This window comes from Shinella zoogloeoides (assembly GCF_033705735.1).
GTDB lineage: Bacteria > Pseudomonadota > Alphaproteobacteria > Rhizobiales > Rhizobiaceae > Shinella > Shinella zoogloeoides_A.
Map to the genome: position 1 here is coordinate 1,941,555 of NZ_CP131130.1, position 20,162 is coordinate 1,961,716.

At 66.0% G+C, this 20,162-nt stretch carries 21 protein-coding genes and 1 pseudogene; 8 read left to right on the plus strand and 14 right to left on the minus strand.

Annotated elements, in window-relative coordinates:
• Window positions 1-64 precede the first annotated feature (64 nt).
• Genes ShzoTeo12_RS09790 through ShzoTeo12_RS09800 form a run of 3 tightly spaced genes read left to right on the plus strand, consistent with a single transcriptional unit; the run spans window position 65 to window position 1,888 of the window.
• Window positions 65-922 carry a LysR family transcriptional regulator gene (locus tag ShzoTeo12_RS09790; protein WP_318909473.1) on the plus strand — a complete coding sequence of 286 codons (858 nt, stop codon included), beginning with the start codon at window positions 65-67 and terminating at the stop codon, window positions 920-922.
• 56 nt (window positions 923-978) lie between these two features.
• Window positions 979-1,233, plus strand: a complete 255-nt coding sequence (locus ShzoTeo12_RS09795; protein ID WP_119257115.1) for a hypothetical protein — start codon at window positions 979-981, stop codon at window positions 1,231-1,233.
• A gap of 34 nt (window positions 1,234-1,267) precedes the next feature.
• Window positions 1,268-1,888: an HAD-IA family hydrolase gene (locus ShzoTeo12_RS09800; RefSeq protein ID WP_318912431.1), complete on the plus strand. Its 621-nt coding sequence runs from the start codon at window positions 1,268-1,270 to the stop codon at window positions 1,886-1,888.
• Between the two features lie 43 nt (window positions 1,889-1,931).
• On the opposite strand, the gene ShzoTeo12_RS09805 is transcribed toward ShzoTeo12_RS09800, so the two are convergent.
• From ShzoTeo12_RS09805 to ShzoTeo12_RS09825, 5 genes are all read right to left on the minus strand, one after another.
• Window positions 1,932-2,708 (minus strand): SDR family oxidoreductase, encoded by a 777-nt coding sequence (locus ShzoTeo12_RS09805; RefSeq protein WP_318909474.1) that lies wholly within the window; start codon window positions 2,706-2,708, stop codon window positions 1,932-1,934.
• 186 nt (window positions 2,709-2,894) lie between these two features.
• Complete coding sequence (locus tag ShzoTeo12_RS09810) at window positions 2,895-3,116, minus strand: hypothetical protein (RefSeq protein ID WP_119257112.1); 222 nt, start codon at window positions 3,114-3,116, stop codon at window positions 2,895-2,897.
• A 171-nt stretch (window positions 3,117-3,287) separates the two neighbouring features.
• On the minus strand, window positions 3,288-4,631 hold the full coding sequence (locus tag ShzoTeo12_RS09815; RefSeq protein ID WP_318909475.1) for a HAMP domain-containing sensor histidine kinase: 1,344 nt from the start codon (window positions 4,629-4,631) through the stop codon (window positions 3,288-3,290).
• A gap of 11 nt (window positions 4,632-4,642) precedes the next feature.
• Window positions 4,643-5,299, minus strand: coding sequence for a response regulator transcription factor (locus ShzoTeo12_RS09820; RefSeq protein ID WP_119257189.1), 657 nt, complete (start codon window positions 5,297-5,299; stop codon window positions 4,643-4,645).
• Between the two features lie 96 nt (window positions 5,300-5,395).
• Window positions 5,396-7,033 (minus strand): phosphoethanolamine transferase, encoded by a 1,638-nt coding sequence (locus ShzoTeo12_RS09825; RefSeq protein WP_119257110.1) that lies wholly within the window; start codon window positions 7,031-7,033, stop codon window positions 5,396-5,398.
• 416 nt (window positions 7,034-7,449) lie between these two features.
• Here ShzoTeo12_RS09825 and ShzoTeo12_RS09830 point away from each other — a divergent pair, with 416 nt between their 5' ends.
• Window positions 7,450-8,109 (plus strand): glutathione S-transferase family protein, encoded by a 660-nt coding sequence (locus tag ShzoTeo12_RS09830; RefSeq protein ID WP_318909477.1) that lies wholly within the window; start codon window positions 7,450-7,452, stop codon window positions 8,107-8,109.
• A gap of 45 nt (window positions 8,110-8,154) precedes the next feature.
• Here ShzoTeo12_RS09830 and ShzoTeo12_RS09835 read toward each other — a convergent pair whose 3' ends face one another.
• The 8 genes from ShzoTeo12_RS09835 to ShzoTeo12_RS09870 form a co-directional block, all read right to left on the minus strand.
• A complete protein-coding gene (locus tag ShzoTeo12_RS09835) occupies window positions 8,155-8,517 on the minus strand; it encodes a hypothetical protein (RefSeq protein ID WP_318909479.1) in 363 nt (120 codons plus the stop codon).
• A gap of 148 nt (window positions 8,518-8,665) precedes the next feature.
• Complete coding sequence (locus tag ShzoTeo12_RS09840) at window positions 8,666-9,151, minus strand: GlcG/HbpS family heme-binding protein (protein WP_119257188.1); 486 nt, start codon at window positions 9,149-9,151, stop codon at window positions 8,666-8,668.
• A gap of 108 nt (window positions 9,152-9,259) precedes the next feature.
• On the minus strand, window positions 9,260-9,856 hold the full coding sequence (locus tag ShzoTeo12_RS09845; protein ID WP_119257107.1) for a response regulator transcription factor: 597 nt from the start codon (window positions 9,854-9,856) through the stop codon (window positions 9,260-9,262).
• On the minus strand, window positions 9,853-11,481 hold the full coding sequence (locus tag ShzoTeo12_RS09850) for a sensor histidine kinase (RefSeq protein WP_318909483.1): 1,629 nt from the start codon (window positions 11,479-11,481) through the stop codon (window positions 9,853-9,855). Before ShzoTeo12_RS09850 ends, ShzoTeo12_RS09845 begins: the two co-directional genes overlap by 4 nt.
• A gap of 33 nt (window positions 11,482-11,514) precedes the next feature.
• Window positions 11,515-12,960: an amidohydrolase family protein gene (locus tag ShzoTeo12_RS09855; protein ID WP_318909485.1), complete on the minus strand. Its 1,446-nt coding sequence runs from the start codon at window positions 12,958-12,960 to the stop codon at window positions 11,515-11,517.
• Window positions 12,953-14,047: an amino acid ABC transporter permease gene (locus ShzoTeo12_RS09860; protein WP_318909486.1), complete on the minus strand. Its 1,095-nt coding sequence runs from the start codon at window positions 14,045-14,047 to the stop codon at window positions 12,953-12,955. The genes ShzoTeo12_RS09855 and ShzoTeo12_RS09860 overlap by 8 nt, the downstream gene beginning before the upstream one ends.
• Before the next feature lies 1 nt (window position 14,048).
• Window positions 14,049-15,197 (minus strand): ABC transporter permease subunit, encoded by a 1,149-nt coding sequence (locus ShzoTeo12_RS09865; RefSeq protein WP_318909488.1) that lies wholly within the window; start codon window positions 15,195-15,197, stop codon window positions 14,049-14,051.
• Window positions 15,198-15,276: 79 nt separating this feature from the next.
• The gene (locus ShzoTeo12_RS09870; RefSeq protein ID WP_318909489.1) at window positions 15,277-16,296 is read right to left on the minus strand and encodes an amino acid ABC transporter substrate-binding protein; all 1,020 of its coding nucleotides are present in this window, start codon (window positions 16,294-16,296) and stop codon (window positions 15,277-15,279) included.
• 559 nt (window positions 16,297-16,855) lie between these two features.
• Here ShzoTeo12_RS09870 and ShzoTeo12_RS09875 point away from each other — a divergent pair.
• Together ShzoTeo12_RS09875 and ShzoTeo12_RS09880 are read left to right on the plus strand one after the other, a co-directional pair.
• Entirely contained in the window at window positions 16,856-17,053 is a 198-nt protein-coding gene (locus ShzoTeo12_RS09875; protein ID WP_119257101.1) for a hypothetical protein, read from the plus strand.
• An 11-nt stretch (window positions 17,054-17,064) separates the two neighbouring features.
• Window positions 17,065-17,262 (plus strand): annotated as a pseudogene (locus ShzoTeo12_RS09880) (hypothetical protein); the annotation flags it as partial.
• A 160-nt stretch (window positions 17,263-17,422) separates the two neighbouring features.
• Here the strand turns inward: ShzoTeo12_RS09880 and ShzoTeo12_RS09885 are convergent.
• On the minus strand, window positions 17,423-18,634 hold the full coding sequence (locus ShzoTeo12_RS09885) for an MFS transporter (protein WP_318909491.1): 1,212 nt from the start codon (window positions 18,632-18,634) through the stop codon (window positions 17,423-17,425).
• Between ShzoTeo12_RS09885 and ShzoTeo12_RS09890 the strand changes: the two genes are divergently transcribed.
• On the plus strand, window positions 18,633-18,920 hold the full coding sequence (locus tag ShzoTeo12_RS09890; RefSeq protein ID WP_318909493.1) for a hypothetical protein: 288 nt from the start codon (window positions 18,633-18,635) through the stop codon (window positions 18,918-18,920). The genes ShzoTeo12_RS09885 and ShzoTeo12_RS09890 overlap by 2 nt on opposite strands.
• Window positions 18,908-20,128: a helix-turn-helix domain-containing protein gene (locus ShzoTeo12_RS09895; protein ID WP_318909494.1), complete on the plus strand. Its 1,221-nt coding sequence runs from the start codon at window positions 18,908-18,910 to the stop codon at window positions 20,126-20,128. The genes ShzoTeo12_RS09890 and ShzoTeo12_RS09895 overlap by 13 nt, the downstream gene beginning before the upstream one ends.
• Window positions 20,129-20,162: the final 34 nt, after the last annotated feature.

Here is a 20,162-nt window from a genome sequence, read left to right on the forward strand (position 1 = left end):
TCGCTTTATTAATCGAGGATGCCGATTAGACTATTGTCAAACATTGAGAAAATGCGGCGCGTTCATGCAGATTGCCCTGATTGAGACATTCCTCGACCTGATGGAAACGCGCAATTTCAACCGCACGGCGGAGCGGCTGAACATCACGCAATCGACAGTCACGCATCGCATCAACGCGCTGGAGGCGCTGTTTGCGCGAAAACTCTTTTCGCGCAACAAGGGCGGCACCCAGCCGACGGCCGCGGGCCTGCGCTTCCTCGACCACGCCAAGGCCCTGCAGCATCAATGGCACGAGGCGGCACGGGCGGTGGAAACGGCAGGCGCCTACGAGCGCTCCATGCGCCTCGGCCTGCAGCACGACCTTGCCGCCCACTATGCCGGCGACTGGCTGGCGGCGGTGCGCAAGGAACTGCCGGGCACCTCGATCTATCTGGAGGTGGACTATTCCAACCAGATGAACCGAGACCTCGGGGCCGGCGACCTCGACCTCGCCATCCTCTTCACGCCGCATTACCTGCCGGACCTCCATTACGAGCGCATCGGCGAAGTACGCTACGACATGGTGAGCAACCGGGTAAGCCGCATCGAGGACGTCAGGCCGGAGGATTATATCCAGGCCGTCTACTCCCCCGCCTTCGACCGGCTGCACCGGCAGGCCTATCCCGGCCTTTCCACCGCGCCCATCGCCAGCGGCGAGACGACCGCGATCCTCGCGCTGATGCAGAAGCTGGGCGGCTCGGCCTTCGTGACGGCGGCCGACGCCGCGCGGCTGGTGCAGGCCGGCGCGGCAAGCCGGGTGGAAGGCGCCGAGCCTATCGCCCAGCCGGTCTACGCCGCCGTCAACGTGCGCACGCGCCACGCCCACCAGCACCGCCGCATCATCACCGCCCTACAGGCTTTGCTGGCCGCATCGAATCCTTGAAACCGGCCGGGCCGATGCCTATTAACGGCGAACCCTAACCGACGAAGGAGTCCCTCATGGCCGCCCGCGACCGCTATTCGCGCAAACTGGAATGCGCCATGTGCGGCAATGCCGGCTATGCGGAAGTCTCCGAGGACGACATGCCGACCCGCGCTCACCCGGATTTCACCGTCGATTCCCTGCCGCGCGGCTTCCTCACCGAACGGCCCTCGAAATATCCCGACAAGCACATGATCCGCTGCCGCTGCGGCCATGTCTTCAAGTTCCAGCAGAAGACGGTCTACGCCGCGGGCGGCGAGCCGCGGCGTTAGTCCATCAAGCTGAAAGGGGATTGTCTTGAGATCGGTGCTCTTCGATGTGGATGGCGTCCTCGTCCATGGCTATACGGGGCAGACGGAACGCCGCCGCCGATGGGACGAGCACCTGCTTGCCGATCTCGGCATCGATCCGGCGGCATTCCGCGATCTCTTCATCAAGCAGGCCTTCGAGAAAGAGGTCCTGACGGGCCGCAAGGCGCTGCTTTCGGCCCTCGAAGAAGTCCTTCCGCAACTGGGTTTTCTTGGCTCACCCTTCGTCGTCGCCAGCTATTGGCTGGATCGCGACAGTCACCTGAACCGGCAATTGCTGGATGTCGTCCGCCGCCTCCGGCGGACGGGACGCGCCCGCCTCTATGTCGCGACCAACCAGGAACACCTGCGCGCGTTCCATCTCTGGAACAGGCACGGCTTCGAGAACCTGTTCGATGATATGTTTCACGCGGCCCGGTTCGGCGCGCTGAAGCCCATGCGCGCCTTCTTCGAGCGCGCCGCGGAAATCCTCGGGCCCCAGGACGAACCGCCCCTCTTCTTCGACGATTCGGAGGCGGTGGTGCAGGCCGCCAGCGCCTTCGGGTGGGAGGGCATCCTCTATCGCGGGCTCACGGACTGCACCGCTCACCCCTGGATTTCAACAATCCTGTCGCAGTAATCCTGAAAAACGCACCACCGCCGGGCCCGGACCGATACGCGCCCTACCCCCGCCCGACGAATGGCATGTTGGTCGCCATGACCGTCATGGTCAGCACGTTGGCGTCGAGCGGCAGGCTGGCCATGTAGACGACCGCGTCGGCGACGTGGCTGACCGACATGGTCGGCTCGGAGGCGATCTCGCCGTTGGCCTGCAGAACGCCGGCATTCATGCGGGAGGTCATGTCCGTTGCCGCATTGCCAATGTCGATCTGACCGCAGGCGATATCGTATTTGCGCCCGTCGAGCGCGGTCGACTTGGTGAGGCCGGTGATGGCGTGCTTCGTCGCGGTATAGGGCGCGGAATTGGGGCGCGGCGCGGTCGCGGAAATCGAGCCGTTGTTGATGATGCGCCCGCCGCGCGGGCTCTGGTCCTTCATGATGCGGAAGGCCTGCTGGGTGCAGAGAAACGCGCCGGTGAGGTTCGCGGCGAGGATGCTCGACCATTCCTCGAAGGGAATGTCCTCCAGCAATGCCGGCGAGACATTGGAGCCGGCATTGTTGACGAGAACGTCGAGCCGGCCGAATTCCTGCTTCACCTCGGCAAAGACGGCCGCCACCTGCAAGGGATCGCCGACGTCGCAGGCGATGCCCCGCACGGGATTGCCCGTCGCCGCAGCGATCTCCCCCGCCGCCGTCTCCAGCACGGCAAGCCGCCGCCCGGTAATGACGACGGCATAGCCTTCGGCGCTGAGGGCGCGCGCGATTGCAAGGCCGATGCCTGTTCCGCCGCCCGTCACGAGTGCTATCCTGCCCTTGCCGGTGCTGCCCCATTGCGTCATGTCGGGTTCCTCCTCAGAATCGATGCCACAGGCCTTATGAGGACCTATCGCCCCGCACCGGGAAAGTCACCTCAGGACATGAATAGACCGCCCGAAGCCAGAATACGCGGCTTCGGGCGGCAGCTCCGTGATCATGACATGTCATTGGCGCAATACGCAGTACAAACCCGCGCCATAAGCTTACGATCAGGAGTGAAGCAGGACACGCTCGCGGCGCTCGTTCATCGCCGTCAGCTCTTCATGGATGTGGATATTCCGTGCCTCGTCCATCGCCGCGGCAATGGTCTGGCTGATTACGCGAACGCTGTTTTCTGAAAGAAGCGGCGACCCGCCGCGAGATTCTGCTGCATGCAACTTGCAAAGTGCGCTGGCCAGAAGCCGCGCATATTCCTCCGGTTTGCGACCCATGTTCCCCACCAGTTTTTGATTATGGCCACATAAAACCACAATATTGGGCATAAAGCCACAACTTTCTCACATGCTAATACAAAAAAATAGCCGGAACCGCCCGACTGTTGCAAGCGGGAAACACCGGAAAACCGGGCTGTCCGGAAATGGGTCAGGCCTGCTGCCGCCCCCTCAGCTCCGTGTGGGAAACACGATCTCGGCCTGGAAGCCGTCGGGCATGCCGGGGATGGGCGAGGTCAGGACGAGGCTCGCCTGCATCTGCCCCAGGAGCCGCTCGGCGATGGACAGGCCGAGGCCGGAACCGGCCGCAAGGGTCCTGCCGCGGGCAAAGCGCTTGCGCACGGCGGCAAGCTCCTCGTCGCTCATGCGTGGGGCGCCGTTGCGGATGCGCACATCGCCCGCCCCGGTGAGGTGAATGTCGACCGGCGCATCGGCCCGCCCGTGCAGCAGCGCATTTTCGATGAGATTGCGCAGCACGATGGCGAAGGCGTCCGCCTCGCCCTCGTGCAGGACGGGCGCGGCAAGGTCGCTTGCGAGACGGATGCGTCCGGCATCGGCCGAGGCGCGCTGGAAATCGGTGACGACGACACGGGCGACATCGGCGACGTCGAAGGTGTTTTCCGTCATGCCGATGCCCGCCTCGGCGCGGGCGAGCTGCAGCAGCTTTTCCGTAAGCTTGGTCAGCTTCTGCAGCGAGGCTTCGATCTGCTGGGCGCGCGCGCGTTCCGGCACATCAGTCAGCTCGGAGAGGAGAAGTTGCGTCTGCGCCAGCGCGCCTGCGATCGGCGTGCGCAGCTCATGGGCGCTGTTGGAGGTGAATTCGCGCTCGGCCGCAAGGACCGCGCGCAGGCGGGCAAGCAGGAGATTGACCGAGCGGAGGATCGGCCGCAGCTCCTGCGGCAGACCCACCGCCTCGATGGCGGCGAGATTGCCGCCATCCTTCTCGCCGATCGCCGCGCGCAACGTTTCGACCGGCGCCAGAACACGGCGCACGATGAACCAGACGGCCGTGATGGTGAGGGGAACGATGAGCAGCACGGGCAGGAGCAGGGCGAGCGAACCCTCCCGCGTCGCCTCCCGCCGCTCCTTCGCCGAATCCTGCACCTGCACGAAGATCGTCTCGTCCAGCGTCGCAGCCGTGTAGATGCGGCCCTTGCGCCCTTCCCAGAATCCCACCTTGAGCGGCGCGCCGAAGGGATCGACGGGCGCGGTGTGCGAATGCAGCAGCACCCTGCCCGTCTCGTCGCGCACCTGATAGGTCAGGTATTCCTCCTCGGAGGGGCCGCGCGTCGCCTCGATGCGCAACGGGGCGTTCGGCTCGTCGCGATGCCTCAGGTCATCGACCACCAGCGGCACGAGGCGCTCGGCGGTCTCCTGCAGGGCGCTGTCGAAAATCTCGCCGAACTCGTCATGCATGACGAAGGCGCCGAAGCCGACGGCGACGAGCCAGAGCAGCGTGATCGTCGCCGTGATCCACAGCATGAGCTGGCCGGCAAGGCTCCTTCCCCCTCTCATCGGCCCGCCTCTCATCGGCCGAGCCTGTAGCCGATGCCGCGCAGGGTCTCCACGCAGCCCTTGCCGAGCTTCTTGCGCAGCCGGCTCACATAGACCTCCACCGTGTTGCTTTCGATTTCCGAGCCGAAGGCATAGAGCGCCTCCTCGATCTGCCCCTTGGAGACGATGGCATCGGGCCGGGCGGCAAGCCGCGCCAGCACCGCCCATTCCCGGCTGGAAAGATCGACCGGCTCGCCCTCGCGCAGCACCCGGCGATCGGCAAGCTGGATCGTCAGCGGCCCGGCCTCCACCAAGGGAAGGGCCGTGCCGGCATAACGCCGGGCGACGGCCAGCATGCGCGCATTGAGCTCGCCGAGGTTGAAGGGCTTGACGAGATAATCGTCCGCCCCGCTGTTCAGCCCCTCGATGCGGTCGGAGATCTGGTCGTGTGCGGTGAGGATGATGACGGGCGTGATGGCACCGGCCCGGCGCAGGTCCGTCAGCAGCGAAATCCCGCTGCCGTCCGGCAGGCGCAGGTCGAGCAGAATGAGGTCGTAGGCAACCGTGTCCGTCGCCGTGCGGCCGTCGTCCAGCGTCTGCATCCAGTCGACGGCATGACCGAGCCCGGCCACATAATCACGCACCGCCTCGCCCAGAACGGCGTCGTCCTCGATCAGCAGAACTCTCAATCGCCCGGCACTCCGCATCGCGGCGGCGCATTGACCGCCGCCGCCTTCCGAATCCGGACGATACATGGGCAGGAGCCGTCTTGCCATGCCCATCGTTCAGGACGTAGCACCCTCGCGGCAGCCGGAGACGATGTCGAGGGACGGATCGCGCACAGTGGTATCGACCCGCATCATGCCGAGCACGGTGTGGAAGAGGTTGTCGTGCGATTGCGGTTCCCTGGTCTTGCCTTCAAGGCAGGCAGCGGAATAGGCCGCCTTCTCGTCCTTGCCGAGCCAGAGCACGAAGGGCACATGGGTCTGATGGCTCGGCGCGATCATGTAGGGCGCGCCGTGCAGGTAGAGGCCCAGCTCTCCGAGCGATTCGCCATGGTCGGACATGTAGAGCATGGAGACGTCGAGGCGGTCCTCCTGCTTCTGCAGCCGGTCGATCACGCTTGCAAGGATGTGGTCGGTATAGGCGATCGTATTGTCATAGGCGTTGACGATCTCCTCCTTCGTGCAGTCGGAGAACTCGGCGCTGCGGCATTCCGGCTGGAAGTGGCGGAACGCCTCGGGATAGCGCTGGTAATAGGCCGGACCGTGGCTGCCGATCTGGTGCAGCACCAGCACCGTGTCCCGGTTCACCGAGCCGATCCAGCCGTCCAGCGCATCGATCAGCACCTGATCCTGGCACTCGCCGCCCGAGCAATAGGCCGGATTGCCGTTCTTGATCAGCGACTGCTCCTTCACGCGCTTGGCGATTTCCTTGTCGCCGGTATTGTTGTCCCACCATTCGACATCGACGCCGGCATGGGAGAGCACGTCGAGCAAGTTCTGCGTCGCGAGCCCCTTGCGGTGCGTATAGTCGGAGCGGGTATAGACGGAGAACATGCAGGGCAGCGAGACGGCGGTCGCCGTGCCGCAGCTCGTCGTGTCGGGGAAGTAGAGGATATCCTTCCTGGCCAGTTCGGGATTGGTATCGCGCTCATAGCCGCCGAGCGAGAAATTGTCGGCGCGCGCGGTCTCGCCGGCAACGACGATCATGAGGCGCGGCTTGCGCTGGCCAAGCGGCGCGTCGCTGACACGCGCATCCTCGCCGAGCGGTGCGGCCACCACATTCAGGTCGCCGGACTGGCCGGCCGCGAACTGGACGGCGGTGACGAGCGGCACGATGGGATTGAGCGTCTCGAACCAGTCGTGATGCGCCCTGACGGCGGCGGCATAGACGCGGGCGTGGGAGAGCCCCGCGACGAGCGCGACGACAAGCGCCGGCACGATGACGGCAAGGTTGCCGCGCACCTTGCCGAAGAAGGTGCGGTGGCGGACCTTCACCCAGATCAGAAGGAGCGAGGGCAACACGCCATAGGCCAGCATGTGGATGACGAAGCCCGGCGTGATGAGATGGCCGGCTTCCGCGCTGTTCGTCTCGGCGGCATTGCGGATCATCTCGATGTCGATGACGACGCCGAAGCGGTCCATGAACCAGGCGCCCGCGGCGCTTGCGAGGATGAGCGCGATGAAGAGCGGCTTCATCACATATTTCAGCGAAACGGCGACGCAGAGCGCGATGTAAAGGCAGGCGACCCCAAGGGCGATGGACGCGAAGGTGGTGGGACGGCCCTCAAGATAGGACCAGCCCTTCGACCAGAAGCTCCAGTTCGTGAGCGCCAGAAGATAAAGCGCCGTCAGGATGCTGACGGTAACGCTGCCAAGTTCAGGCCGCCAGAGGGAGAAGCGGCCGGTTCCTTCGCGCATGAATGGTCCTTTCACGTCAAATCGGGCAAGGCCGCGCACGGTCCGCCATTTTGTTTCCCCCTGCCCCGCCAAGCTGACAGCCGCCTGAACGATCCGGCCGCGTTCAGCCCGATGTCAGGTTTTCACCGGATAAACCGGTACTGGAATGCGAGGTGATACGTGAAACCCAGACTGCTTTATCCCGGCGCGTTGTTCGTCGGCGCCCTGGTCTTTTTGGTCCTGGCCATCCCGCTCGCCCAGACCCAGTTCGCAAGATCGCACAGCGAAGACCTGCAGAGGGCTTTCGCTTGGCGGAGCGACTGACGGTCCGGAACCATGCAGGTCCCGCCCGAGGTCGGGAAACTGCTGCGCCTTGAAAATCCGATTGCAAAGTGCAATCGGATTTGCGACAAAGGCATGGCAAACGGGAGGTTGCCATGAAGCCGGTTCTCTATGCCCATCCCTTTTCAAGCTACTGCCAGAAGGCGCTGACGGCGCTTTATGAAAACGGCACGGATTTCGAGTATCGCATGCTCGACCATGCCCAGCCGGAAACGCTTGCCGATTTCGAGGCGCGCTGGCCGATCAAGCGGTTCCCCATCCTCGTCGACGGCGACCGCACGATCGTCGAGGCGACCATCGTCATCGAATATCTGGGACTGCGCTATCCGGGGCCCGTGAAGCTCATCCCGGACGATCCTGACGCGGCGATCGAGGTGCGCATGCTCGACCGCTTCTTCGACAATTACATCTCGACGCCGCAGCAGAAGATCGTCTTCGACGCCATCCGCTCCGAGCCGGACCGCGACCCCTACGGCGTCGAGGAGGCGCGGCGGATGCTGGAGCGCGCCTATGCCTGGCTCGACCGGCACATGGAAGGCCGAGAATGGGCCGCGGGCGAGGTCTTCACGCTCGCTGATTGCGGCGCCGGCCCCTTCCTCTTCTACGCCGACTGGACCCATGCCATCGATCCGGGCTTTCGCAACGTACACGCCTATCGCCGGCGGCTGCTCGAACGCTCCGCCTTCGCCCGTGCGGTCGATGAAGGCAGGCCCTACCGGAAGTTCTTCCCGCTCGGCGCGCCGGACCGCGATTAGGTCTATCCACCGGAAGCGCGAAAAGGCGCCGTTTGCAGGTCGCCCCTATCCCTTCGGGCAGTGCCGGCGCTCCGCCGGCTTCGCCTTCCGCTCGATGCCGGTCACGACGAGCGCGGAAGGGCCCTTTGCCTGCCGCACGATATGGCCGCGCAGCACGAGGCGGCCATAATAGAGCGCATCCGTCTCGCGGATACGCTGCTGATCACTCGCCGAAAGCCTGCCGATATCCGGCGACGCCCCCTTCCACAGCTTGCCGGTCGCAAGATCGCGCACCGTCGTGGAAGGGCATGGCGCCTTGAAGCAGCGCAGGCCATTGTCGCAGGCGACATAGGCGCCGTCCCGCGCAGCGGACTGCGAGGCCGCGGCAAGAAGCAGGCAGGCGGCGAGTGCGGGAATCGTTGGGCGCATGCGGCATTCTCCCGGTGATTTCGGGCAGTCTATGCCTTTCCCGGCAAAGGACAAACCCCGGCGTCCCGCCCTCCTCCGTTGGAGGAGCTTCAAACAGAAAGACCCCGGCGCCTTCCGGCGCCGGGGTCGATCATGGAACGCGCAATCCTTACTTCAGCTTGGCGCTGACGGCCTCGATGCCGGCGCGGGCGCATTCGTCGTCGATATCGCCGCTCGGCGCGCCGCCGACGCCGATGGCGCCGATGGTTTCCTCACCCGCCTTCACCGGAACGCCGCCGGCGAGGACGAGGAAGCCCTCGATGGAAACGAGTTGCGCGGCAGCCGGGTTCTTGCCGACATTCTCGGCGATCTTCTGGGTCGGCGTGCGCATGGAAGCGGCGGTGAAAGCCTTGCGGATCGCGCTGTCGACGGTATGCGGGCCGGCGCGGTCTGCGCGCAGCACGGCGCGGGTGATGCCGGCGCGGTCGAGGACGGCGGCCGTCACGTTGAACTTCTTGGCGGCGCAGGCATTGACGGCGGCCTGGGCGGCTTCGACGGCGATGTCGAGCGGCATGTTGCGCTCGGTGAGCACGTCGGCATTGGCGGCGCCGGCGAAGGCGAGAGCGGCGAAGGCGGTAGCAACGAACTTCTTCATGTTGATCTCCATCTGGGGCCGCCCGGTCTCATCGGCGGCAACGACCCTCTTTTCGGAGATTTCCGCGTCCTAGGGTATCGGTGGACGGACGGAGCGGGGTCCGTAGGACTACGGAGCCTGCCCGATCAGGGCGAGACGCGCGAACTCGGCGACCGAGGTCGTGCCGAGCTTCTGGGCGATGTTGGCGCGATGCGTATCGACCGTGCGGGGTGACAGTTGCAGGCTGTCGGCGATCTCCTTCGTCGACCAGCCGCGCCCGACCATGTCCAACACCTCGCGCTCGCGATCGGTAAGCTGCGCCACCAGTTTCACCGCCTCGGCCTTCTCTGCATGCACGTCCAGAGCACCGGAAGCCTGCTGCAGGGCCTCGATCAGCACCTGCTCGTCGATGGGCTTGGTGAGGAAATCGACGACGCCCGCCTTGAAGGCGCGGCGGCAGGCATGCACGTCGCCATGGCCGGTGCAGATGATGGTGGGCCAGTCGCAGCCGATGGCGGCGAGCTTTTCGTGCAGTTGCAGGCCGGTGATGGCGGGCATGCGCAGGTCGAGCAGCAGCACGCCCGGCTTCAGTTTCGGCGCGCGGGCGAGGAAAGCGGTGGGATCGCCGAACGTCTCGATGCGGACGCCATAGGTGCCGAGCAGAAGCGACAGGGCACTGCGCACCCCCTCGTCGTCATCGACCAGATAGACCGGCGCCATCGTCATTCCGCTGCTTCCTCTCGTTTCTGCATATCCTGTGCCGCCGGCAGGCGCACGGTGAAGATCGCGCCGCCCGCCGCCCCGTTCCCGGCCGAAATGCTGCCGTCGAAGCGCTCGACGATGCTTTCGCAAAGGCTGAGCCCGAGGCCCATGCCATCGGGCTTGCTGGAGAAGAACGGTTCGAAGAGGCGCGGCAGGATATCCGGCGGGATGCCGGTGCCGTTATCCGAGACGGTAATCTCGTAACTTGTTCCCGCCGGCTTCAGCGCGACCAGCACCCGGCCATCCGCCCTCTCCGTCTGCTCGACGGCATCGGCGGCGTTGCGGATGAGGTTGTGGATGACCTGCTCGATCTCCACGGGGTCGATCCGCGCCAGTGCGGGCGCCTCCGGTATCTCGACATCGAGCGCGATGCCGCGCCGGTCGAGGTCGATGCGCGAGAGGGCGACGATATCGGCGACATGGCGGCCGAGATCGTGCACGCCGGCCTCCAGCGCGCTCTTGCCGACATAGGCGCGCAGGCGCACGAGGATATCGGCAGCGCGTTTGGCCTGCAGCACATTGGCGGCAAGCACGGTGTCGATGGGCGTATCCGTCAGGCCGTTCGCAGCGGCGATGCGCCTGCCCGCCTGGCTCTGGCTCAGCAGCGCCGTTAGCGGCTGGGTGAGTTCATGGGCGATGCCGGAGGCCATCTCGCCCATGCTGTTGATGCGCAGCGCATGGGCAAGCTTCGTCTCGTGCTGGCGCAGCGCCTCGCGCTGGGACGCGGCCTCCGCCGCCTCCCGCGCCAAAGCGGCATCCTGCCGGTGCTTCAGCAGCGAGCGCACGAGCACGAGACCCGCAAGCGAGAGGGCGGCGAAAAGCGCGAAGGGCAGCGGCGGCAGGAGCTGCGCCAGCGTGACATGGCGCTGCAGGGAAAGGCGCAGCGGTTGGGTGGCGCTGACGATCGACGCGTCGAAACGGACCGTGCGGACAAGAAAGCCTGCGGCGTCGGGCTGCCTTGCACCAGTTTCCAGCAACGGCCCCTCTGCCGTCGAGAGGCGCAGCGTCGCCCAGCGCGGCAGTTCCTCGCCCTCGACCAGCTTTGCGCCGTCGATATCGAGGCTGACGGCCATCGTCTCATTCATGCGCTTCATCACCCGGTAATGGCCGGGCTTGGCATCCGCGCCATAGGCCGCCTTGCCGGGGGTGAGCATTTCCACGGCCCGGGAGACCTGCGCGGGATCGACGGTCGAGCCATCGCCTGATGTCGCCGAACTGACGACATCAGGCGCCGTGTCTGACGGAAGACGCACGAGGTCGATGGCGACGATGCGGGGGTAGAAGCGCAGGATCGACTTGGCGACGAGGTCGAAATCCTCCGATGGCTGCGCCTGCGCGAGGCCGAGGGCGCTGAGACCGGTCAGGTGCGCATCGTGCTGGGCGACGCGCTGGGAAATCGCGCGCTGCAAGGCGCGGCCGCTTTCCGAAACCTCCTGCTCGAAGGCCTGCCAATGGCTCGTCGCGGAATAGACGCCGAAAGCCGCCAGCAACAACAGCCAGCCGCCAGCAAAAGCGGCGGAGGAGCGGAGAAAGGTCAGTCGTCGATGCATGCGCGGTGCGGCCAGGTCAGGGTTCGGGAGGATCATCATAGGACTTCCCTCCCCCCTTGGCGATCCGCAGCATCACGGATGCGGCAGCACCGGCAGCGAAAGCGGCGCGAGCGCGGCGGCGGATCGGCCGCGCGGGTCGTTCGCCTGGAAATGGCGCACCGCGAAATCCTGCACGGCCTGCAATTCCGCAAGGGCGCCGTCATAATCGACCCGCGTCGGCCGGTCGTTCTCCATGACGCAGGCGCCGTCGACATAGACGGCCGCGACCGCGCGCTCGGCCGCGCAATGCAGCAGGTTGCGCAGCGAGTCATAGACCGGCTGCATGCCGGGATGCTTGAGATCGACCAGCGAGAAATCCGCCTTCGCGCCCTTCGCGATGCGGCCGATATCGCTGCGGCCGAGGGCTTTCGCGCCCGCCAGCGTCGCGACGTCGAGAATATCGGCGGTCGAGACGTCGAAGACCGTGCCGGTGGCGATGCGGGCGTTGATCAGCGCCGTGCGCATCTCCTCCAGCATGTTGAAGGGATAGCTGTCCGTGCCGAGCGCCACGTTGACCCCACTGCGGCGATACCTGCCGACCGATTGCAGGATCATGCCGCTGCGCGCGAAGGTGACGGGGCAATGGGCGACGCTGGTGCCGCTTGCCGCAAGGCGGCCGAGATCGTCCGCCGTGCGCTGGCGCGTCCAGCCATGGCTGTCGATGAAGATGCAATGGCCGAGGATGAGATCCGGGCCGAGGACACCGAGCTTTTCGAGATAGTGCACGGCGGTGAGGCCATGGCGGCGCAGCAGTTCCTCGTGCTCGGCCATGGTCTGGGCGGCATGGATGGTAATCGGCACCTTGCGGCTGCGCGCGGCTTCCGCCGCTTCCTGCAGCAGTTCGGGCGAGCAGGTCTCGACCTGCGCCGGGGCGACGATGCCGCCGAGGCGGCCGGAGGGATGGGCCTGCGCCGCATCGACGGTTTCGAGCGCACGGGCGAAGGCCTCGCGGCCACGGACGGAATCCCAACGGAAATCGAGGCGGTGGCTGTCTTCCACATGCCACTGCGCTTCACGGAAGCCGGGGGCGACATAGGCGCGCGCACCGCTTTCAGCCAATGTCGGCAGCCAGCATTCATGCGGGCCGGCGATATCGACGAAGGTGGTGACGCCGCTACGCAGGAGATCGCCAAGCATGACGGTGAGCGCGGCCTTCACCGCGTCGTCGCCGATCTCGATGAGCGTCGAATATTCGTACATCGCCTGCCCCCAGAGGGCGGCGGTTCCCTGATCCTCGAAGAAGCTCTTGGAAATCGGCTCCTCGCCGGAATGGCAATGCACGTTGACGAAGCCCGGCAGGACCATGCGGTCGTGGCCGGAAATCTCCGTCGTGAAGGGCCCTTCATAGTGGCCGCCGACATGGACGAAGCCGGTCTCGTCGAAGGCGACGTCGGCGTCCTGCATATAGGCGTGGCCGCCGGTCCCCTCGTCATAGGCGACGACGGTGCGGGCATTGCGGATGACGGTGACGTTAGGCATGGGTCGTCCTGAAATGTACTTCGAGGAAGCGGCTGTAGGCGCCCATCAGGGCACTGAAGGTGAAATAGACGGCGGCGGCGACGAGATAGCCTTCCAACACCGCGATGCCCTGCCATTCCGGGTCGCGGATGGCGGAACGGACGGTATCGAGGAAATCGACGAGGCCGACGATAGTGACGAGCGTCGTATCCTGGAAGAAGCCGATGAAGAGGCCGACCATCGGCGGAATGACCTTCTTCAGCGCCTGCGGCAGCACGATCTTGCGCATGATCTGCCAGTAATGCAGGCCGAGCGACTTGCCCGCCTCATATTGCCCGGCCGGCACGTCCTGCAGGCCGCCGCGCACGATCTCAGCGATATAGGCCGAGGCGAAGAGGATGATCGCCACCTGCGCGCGCAGCAGTTTGTCGATGGTCGTGCCCTCGGGCATGAAGAGCGGCAGCATGACCGTCGCCATGAAGAGGATGCTGATCAGCGGCACGCCACGCACGATCTCGATGAAGCCGACCGCAAGCACCCGGATCGCCGGCAGGTTCGAGGCGCGGGCGAGCGCCAGCACGATGCCGAGCGGCAAGGCGAGCGTCAGCCCGACGAAGGAGAGCGTGAAGGACAGCGGCAGGCCGCCCCAGCTCGTCGTCGGCACCGGCGTCAGACCGAAGACGCCGCCGGCCATGAGGATGTAGAGCGCCGGCAGGATGACGATGATCCAGGCGATCAGCAGCTTGCGGCTCCAGAAGCGCGGCATCATGGAGAAGAGGCAGGCGCCGAAGAGCAGGAGCAGCGCCAGCATCGGCCGCCATTGCTCGTCATAGGGATAGAAGCCGAAGAGCATGTAGCGCAGCTTCTGCGCCACGAAGGGCCAGCAGGCCCCGCTCGCCGCCTTGCACACAGCGCCGTCGCCGGAGAACACGGCATCGACCACCAGCCAGCCGAAGGCGAGCTTGGCGATGAAGACGATGGCGGCGATGGAGGCGACGCTGATCAGCGTGTTGCCGGGCGTGCCGAAATAGGCGGAGAGCTTTCCGCCACGCGCGGCGGCGGGGGCTGGCTGCGGCGGGGCGAGAACGAGGGCCTGAACGTCGGTCATATCAACGCTCCTTCAGCGCGACATGCGCATTGTACCAGTTCATCAGAAGCGAGATGGCGATCGAAAGGGCGAGATAGACGCCCATGAAGATCGCGATCGTCTCCATGGCCTGCCCGGTCTGGTTCATCACGATGTTGGAGACGGTGACGAGGTCCGGATAGCCGATGGCGATGGCCAGCGAACTGTTCTTGAAGACGGTGAGATAGGTATTGGTGAGCGGCGGGATGATGATGCGCAGCGCCTGCGGCAGCACGACGAGCCGCATGGTCTTGCCGCGCGGCAACCCGAGCGCGGCCGAAGCCTCCCACTGCCCCTTGTTGACCGCCTGGATGCCGGCGCGCACGATTTCCGCGACGTTCGCCGAGACACTGAGCGCAAGGCCGAAGAGCAGCGCCACGAATTCCGGCCGCACATGCAGCCCGCCCGTCAGGCGGAATTTTCCAGCCGTCGGGAAATCCCAGTCGATAGCGACGCCGCCGGCAAGCCAGAGCAGCAGCGCGGGACCGACGAGCACGGCAAGCGCGATGAGGCCGCCGTGGTTCGACTGACCGGTCGCGACACGTCTCTTCGTCGCGGCATTGCGGATGACGAGGGCCGCGGCCGCGCCGCCGACGAGGCAGGCGAGAAGCGCAAGGCCCCCGCTTTCGACGAGCGCCGCCGGCACGACGAGGCCGCTGTTGGAGAGATAGACGCCCGGCAGGAGGTTCAGGGCCTGCTTTACCGGCGGCAGGATGAGGATGATCAGCGAATACCAGAGGAAGAGATAGAGCAGCAGCGGCACGTTGCGCAGAAGCTCGACATAGACGAGCGCGAGGCGTGCCAGCAGCGGGTTTCTCGACATGCGCGCGATGCCGACGGCAAGGCCGAGCATGGTGCCGAAGATGGCGGCGAGCAGCGAGACCTTCACCGTATTGGCGATGCCGACCAGGATGGCGCGGCCGACCGTGTCGGTAGGCTCGAAGGCGATGGCCGCCTCGGTGATGACGAAGCCGGCCGGCCGCGTCAGGAAGTCGAAGCCCGTCGCGATGTTCTGCTTGGCAAGGTTGGCGCTCGCCGTGGAAAACAGTGTCCAGCCGACGAGGGCCACGAAGCCGATCGCGACGACCTGGTAAAAATAGGCGCGAAAGCGCATGTCATGCAGGAAAGCCATGAAACCTCGCCGCCGATATCAGGAAAGAGGGGGCGCACGCGCCGCCATGCGCGCCCCGGAGGATCGCCCTAGGAAGCGATCAACGGATCGGCGGCGAGTAGATCAGGCCGCCGGCATTCCAGAGCGCGTTCGGGCCGCGCGTCAGGCCGAGCTTGGTGCCCTCGCCCACGTTGCGCTCGAAGATTTCGCCGTAATTGCCGACGCTCTTGATGATGTTGTAGCCCCACTTGTCGTCGAGGCCGAGCATCTTGCCGAGTTCCTCGGTGGCGCCCAGCATGCGCTGTACGTCCGGATCCTCGCTCTTCAGCTTCTCGTCGACATTCGCCTGGGTGATGCCCTTTTCCTCGGCGGCCATCAGCAGCCAGACGGACCAGGAAACGATATCGCCCCAGTTGGAGTCGTTCTGGCGGAAGGCCGGCGCGAGCGGCTCCTTGGAGATCGTTTCCGGCAAGACGATGTAGTCGTCCGGGTTGTTAGCGACGGCGCGAATCGAGGCAAGGTCCGAACGGTCGGACGTGATCGCCTCGCAGCGGCCGGAATAGAAGGCTGCACGGTTCTCGTCCGGGCTTTCGAAGACGACGAGCTCGAACTTGCCCTTGATGGCGGCGAAGAAGTCCGAGATGTTCTGCGCGGTCGTGGTGCCCGGCAGGGTGCAGATGGCGGCTTCCGTCAGTTCCTTGGCGCTGGTGACGCCGAGCGACTTCGGCACCATCAGGCCCTGGCCGTCATAGAAGACCGTCGGGCCGAAATCGAGGCCGAGCGAGGCGTCGCGGGAGAAGGTATGCGTCGTCTGGCGCGAGAGCACGTCGATCTCGCCGGATTGCAGCGCCTGGAAGCGCGTGTTGATGTTGGTCGGGACGAAATCGACCTTTTCGCCATCGCCGAAGACGGCCGCAGCGATCGAGCGGCAGATATCGACGTCAAAACCCTGCATGCGGCCCTTGTCGTCGGGCGCAGCAAAACCCGGCACCGTCAGCGAAACGCCGCAGATGAGCTTGCCGCGCGCCTTGACGGTTTCCAGCGTGCCTGCAGCCGAGGCCTGGCCGGCGATCGCGAGACCGAGCGCGGCGGCGCAAATCGAAAGAAGTGCCTGTTTCATGCTTCCCCCTCCCATGGGTGTTTGTTGGATGCAGAAGGCGTGCCGCCCTCCAGCAGCCGCCACCCCGTCGCGATCTTTCAGACCGCAATGATTGTGTACAATGCAAAAATAATATCATCAACACTTCGCGCTTCACCATGTCGACAATCCAAGCAAATTGCTCATGTACAATGGGCATGAAGCCATGTATGATCGACATCAATCACGTATCCGCGCCGTTTCCTTCAGGAATTTCGGTCGCAAGCCTCTTGCCGGCGGCCAGCGGGGCCGCTGAAAAATAGGATTAATCGGGCAGCGACGTATACAATCGGCGTCGGACATCTCTTGTGGCCGCTGGTCCACTGGATACGGTTGCGCGCGGCCTTGAGGCCTATCTCGGATTTCTCCCGGAAGCGGGGTCGGAAGCGCGAATGCTCCGGCCCCGTCTCTGTTCGCGCATCACCCGCAAGAGGCTTGGGCACCTGGAACCGATCCTCCCCAACCTTTCCATTTCCGCCACGGAACAATCGCCGCCCTTGCCGGTTCCCTCACCGTCAATGACGATTAGGCGTGATTGCAGATGCCCGACCAATCCAAGCTCTTTCCCGACCATCGAAGGCTGTCGGGAGAACGCTATACGGTGGAATCGTTCCGCGCGGCCTATGAGCTGACGCGGGAGGAGGCCCAGCGTCTCTTCGACAAGTTCGGCCCCTCCAAGAGGGAGCTCGACCTTCTCATGCGCGCCCGCCGGAACCCCGCGCAGTTCCTGAACTTCTGAAGGAGGCGATCATGACGATCGACAAACCACAACCCGGCCCGCCCGGCACCACGGATCAGTCGCCTCGCTGGGAAGGCCCGGATGCCACCCGCCCCCGCGGCTACATGCCGGCGAAGGACGACCCGGACCACGACCGCGACGCCGCCGGTGAGACGAATGCCGATCCCTCGCGCGAAAAGCTGCGCGATGCCGGCAAGACCGCGGACGACGAGCCGGAAGACGAGGAAAGCAGGATCCGGCGCGAGCAGGCGACCAACCCCGCCCTCATGCCGATCGGCGACCCCGCAGGCGCCGCCTAGGCGCGCAGTCTCGTGAACAACCTTTCGCCCGTCGAACCCGCCGCATCCGCGGCGGGTTTTTCATTCCGGCTCACGCCGCCGCCAGCGCCTCGCGCGTCTTCGCCGCCGGCCGGAACGTCATGGCGATCAGGAAAGCGCCGAGGCCGATGCCCCAGGAGCCGACATAGAGCCAGGTGTAGCTGGCGAAGGTATCGTAGATCATCCCGCCCGCGACCGGCCCCAGCGCCATGCCGAGGCTGCCGGCCATGGCCGTGCCGCCGATCACCGTTCCCATCAGGCGCAGCGGGAAGTTCTCGCGCGCGATCACCGCATAGAGCGGCATGACGCCCGCATAGATGAAGCCGAAGAGGCCGGCGACGAGGTAGAAGGAGAAAAGCCCGCCCGTGAAGACATAGCCGAGCGCCCCGAAGGCCTGCGCGAACAGCCCCGCGACGAGGACATGCTTGGCGCCGAACCGGTCGCCGAGAAGGCCGAAGACGACACGCCCCCCAAGACCGGCCAGCCCCTCGACGCTGTAGATCGTGACGGCGGCGATCATCGGAATGCCGCAGGTGATGGCATAGCTCACCGTATGGAAGATCGGCCCGGAATGGGTGGCGCAGCAGAAGAAGTTCGTCAGGCACAGGATGATGAATTGCGGCGAGCGCAGCACATCACCCGTCGTCATGCCCTCCTGCGGCGCGTCTGAGGCGGGTGCCCCGGCCTCCGCTTCCAGCGCCGGCGGTCGGCGGATCAGAAGCGAGACCGGGATCATCACCACGGCCACGACCAGAGCGATGATCTGCATGGAGGTGCGCCAGCTATGCATGGAAACGAGCCAGGCCGCGAAGGGCGACATGGTCATCGGCGCCATGCCCATGCCCGCCGAGACCAGCGAGACGGCAAGGCTGCGATGCGTATCGAACCAGCCGGTGACGCAGGCCATCATCGGCGCGAAGACGGCGGCCGCCGCCACCCCCACCACCAGCCCGAAGGTGAACTGGAAGGCGACGAGCGAGGTGGCGACGCTCGTCGCCGCAAGGCTGGCCGCCAGCAGCACAGAGCCCGTCAGCACCACGGGCCGCGGCCCCCAGCGATCGGAAAGCCCACCCCAGAACATGCTGGCGAAGGCCATGGCGAGGAAGCCGATGGTCATCGCGGTGGAAACACCCGTCACAGACCAGCCGGTATCCTTCGAGATCGGCAGCAGGAAGACGGGCAGCGAGAACATGGCGCCGATGGCGATGCAGCCGAGCAGGCCGCCCGCCGCGACGATCACCCAGCGATAATGCGTATGGATCATGGTCATCTCCTTCTGGACCGACCGGCGGGCATGGCCACGCCGCATCGTTTCGTCCACCCGGATGAAAGACGCCGGCCGGCGGGCTTTTCCGACATCGCGCGCGAAGAATTTCACGATGATGCCGAAGATGCCCGTCCGCAAGGTGCCTAGCGGCGGCATTTTCCGCCGGATGGGCTTGAACCCGGCCGGCAAAACGCCTTTCCTCCAGATCGACACGGCAAGACTAGGCGCCGGCAGCCCCGCAGCGGGAGTGACAAATGTGACGGGAATCGCATGGACTCGATGATCATTGCCGCCGCACGGGCGCTGGCCGGCGGCGATCCGCTCGCCGCGCTGAATCGCGTGGCGCTGCGCGACGACGCCCCGGCGCTGGCGCTCCGCGGCATCGCCATGGCCCAGCTCGGCGATCTCGACCGGGCGAAGGCCCTGTTGAAGAACGCCGCCCGCGCCTTCGGCCCGCGCGAGGCCGTGGCGCGGGCGCGCTGCATCGTCGCCGAGGCGGAAGTCGCCCTTGCCGCGCGCGACCTCGCCTGGCCGGTCAAGGCGCTTGCCACCGCCGGCGCGACGCTTCAGACCCATGGCGACCGCCTCAACGCCGCCCATGCCGAAACCCTCGCCATCCGCCGCCTGCTGCTGATCGGCCGGCTCGACGAAGCCGCCGCCCTGCTGGCGAAGCAAAACGCCGCCGCCCTGCCCCCGCCGCTGCGCGCCACGCACGAACTGGCCGCCGCCGGCATCGCGCTCCGGCGGCTGCGCGTCGGCATCGCCCGCGAGGCCTTCTCCCGCGCCATCGAGGCCGCCCGGCAGGCCGGCATCCCCGCGCTCATCCGCGAGGTCGAGGATGCCGCTGCGGTGCTTCGCCAGCCCGCGGCCCGCCTCATCGCCGGGGGCGAGGCGCGCCCGCTCCTGCCCGATGCCGTGGAAGCCCTGTTCGCGACGGAGGCGCTCGTCGTCGATGCCTGCCGCCATGTGGTCCGCTGCGGGGAGACGGCCATCCCGCTCGCCACACGCCCCATCCTCTTTTCCCTACTGCGCACGCTCGCCGAGGCCTTTCCCGACGATGCGAGCCGGGAGGCCCTGCTGCTACGCGCCTTCCGCGCTCGGCACGCCGATGAGTCGCATCGCGCCCGCTTGCGCGTGGAAATGGGCCGCCTGCGCGCCGAGATCGCCCCCTTCGCGGATATCGCCGCCACCCCGACCGGCTTCCTGCTGACCCCGCGCGAGAACCGGGACGTCGTCGTGCTCGCCCCGCCGCGGGACGAACCCCATGCGGACGTGCTGGCGCTCTTTGCCGATGGCGAGGCGTGGTCGAGCTCGGCGCTCGCCATCGCGCTCGGCACCAGCGCCCGCACCGTGCAGCGCGCGCTGGAGCAGCTGGCCGCCGCCGGCAAGGTGGAGCCCGTCGGCCGCGGGCGGGCCCAGCGCTGGCTGACGCCGACGCCGGGCGCTTTCTCGACACTCTTGTTACTCCCAGGTCCGCTGCCCGGCAGCTAGGATGGGATCATCGACAGACCCGAAGGAGATCACG

Coding starts and splice junctions, on each gene's coding strand:
- ShzoTeo12_RS09875 (WP_119257101.1), top strand. CDS start 16,856: ATGCCCGACCAATCCAAGCTCTTTCCCGACCATCGAAGGCTGTCGGGA.
- ShzoTeo12_RS09845 (WP_119257107.1), bottom strand. CDS start 9,856: ATGACGATGGCGCCGGTCTATCTGGTCGATGACGACGAGGGGGTGCGC.
- ShzoTeo12_RS09795 (WP_119257115.1), top strand. CDS start 979: ATGGCCGCCCGCGACCGCTATTCGCGCAAACTGGAATGCGCCATGTGC.
- ShzoTeo12_RS09890 (WP_318909493.1), top strand. CDS start 18,633: ATGGTCATCTCCTTCTGGACCGACCGGCGGGCATGGCCACGCCGCATC.
- ShzoTeo12_RS09855 (WP_318909485.1), bottom strand. CDS start 12,960: ATGCCTAACGTCACCGTCATCCGCAATGCCCGCACCGTCGTCGCCTAT.
- ShzoTeo12_RS09810 (WP_119257112.1), bottom strand. CDS start 3,116: ATGGGTCGCAAACCGGAGGAATATGCGCGGCTTCTGGCCAGCGCACTT.
- ShzoTeo12_RS09865 (WP_318909488.1), bottom strand. CDS start 15,197: ATGGCTTTCCTGCATGACATGCGCTTTCGCGCCTATTTTTACCAGGTC.
- ShzoTeo12_RS09830 (WP_318909477.1), top strand. CDS start 7,450: ATGAAGCCGGTTCTCTATGCCCATCCCTTTTCAAGCTACTGCCAGAAG.
- ShzoTeo12_RS09885 (WP_318909491.1), bottom strand. CDS start 18,634: ATGATCCATACGCATTATCGCTGGGTGATCGTCGCGGCGGGCGGCCTG.
- ShzoTeo12_RS09895 (WP_318909494.1), top strand. CDS start 18,908: ATGGACTCGATGATCATTGCCGCCGCACGGGCGCTGGCCGGCGGCGAT.
- ShzoTeo12_RS09840 (WP_119257188.1), bottom strand. CDS start 9,151: ATGAAGAAGTTCGTTGCTACCGCCTTCGCCGCTCTCGCCTTCGCCGGC.
- ShzoTeo12_RS09850 (WP_318909483.1), bottom strand. CDS start 11,481: ATGATGATCCTCCCGAACCCTGACCTGGCCGCACCGCGCATGCATCGA.
- ShzoTeo12_RS09835 (WP_318909479.1), bottom strand. CDS start 8,517: ATGCGCCCAACGATTCCCGCACTCGCCGCCTGCCTGCTTCTTGCCGCG.
- ShzoTeo12_RS09870 (WP_318909489.1), bottom strand. CDS start 16,296: ATGAAACAGGCACTTCTTTCGATTTGCGCCGCCGCGCTCGGTCTCGCG.
- ShzoTeo12_RS09805 (WP_318909474.1), bottom strand. CDS start 2,708: ATGACGCAATGGGGCAGCACCGGCAAGGGCAGGATAGCACTCGTGACG.
- ShzoTeo12_RS09815 (WP_318909475.1), bottom strand. CDS start 4,631: ATGAGAGGGGGAAGGAGCCTTGCCGGCCAGCTCATGCTGTGGATCACG.
- ShzoTeo12_RS09860 (WP_318909486.1), bottom strand. CDS start 14,047: ATGACCGACGTTCAGGCCCTCGTTCTCGCCCCGCCGCAGCCAGCCCCC.
- ShzoTeo12_RS09825 (WP_119257110.1), bottom strand. CDS start 7,033: ATGCGCGAAGGAACCGGCCGCTTCTCCCTCTGGCGGCCTGAACTTGGC.
- ShzoTeo12_RS09790 (WP_318909473.1), top strand. CDS start 65: ATGCAGATTGCCCTGATTGAGACATTCCTCGACCTGATGGAAACGCGC.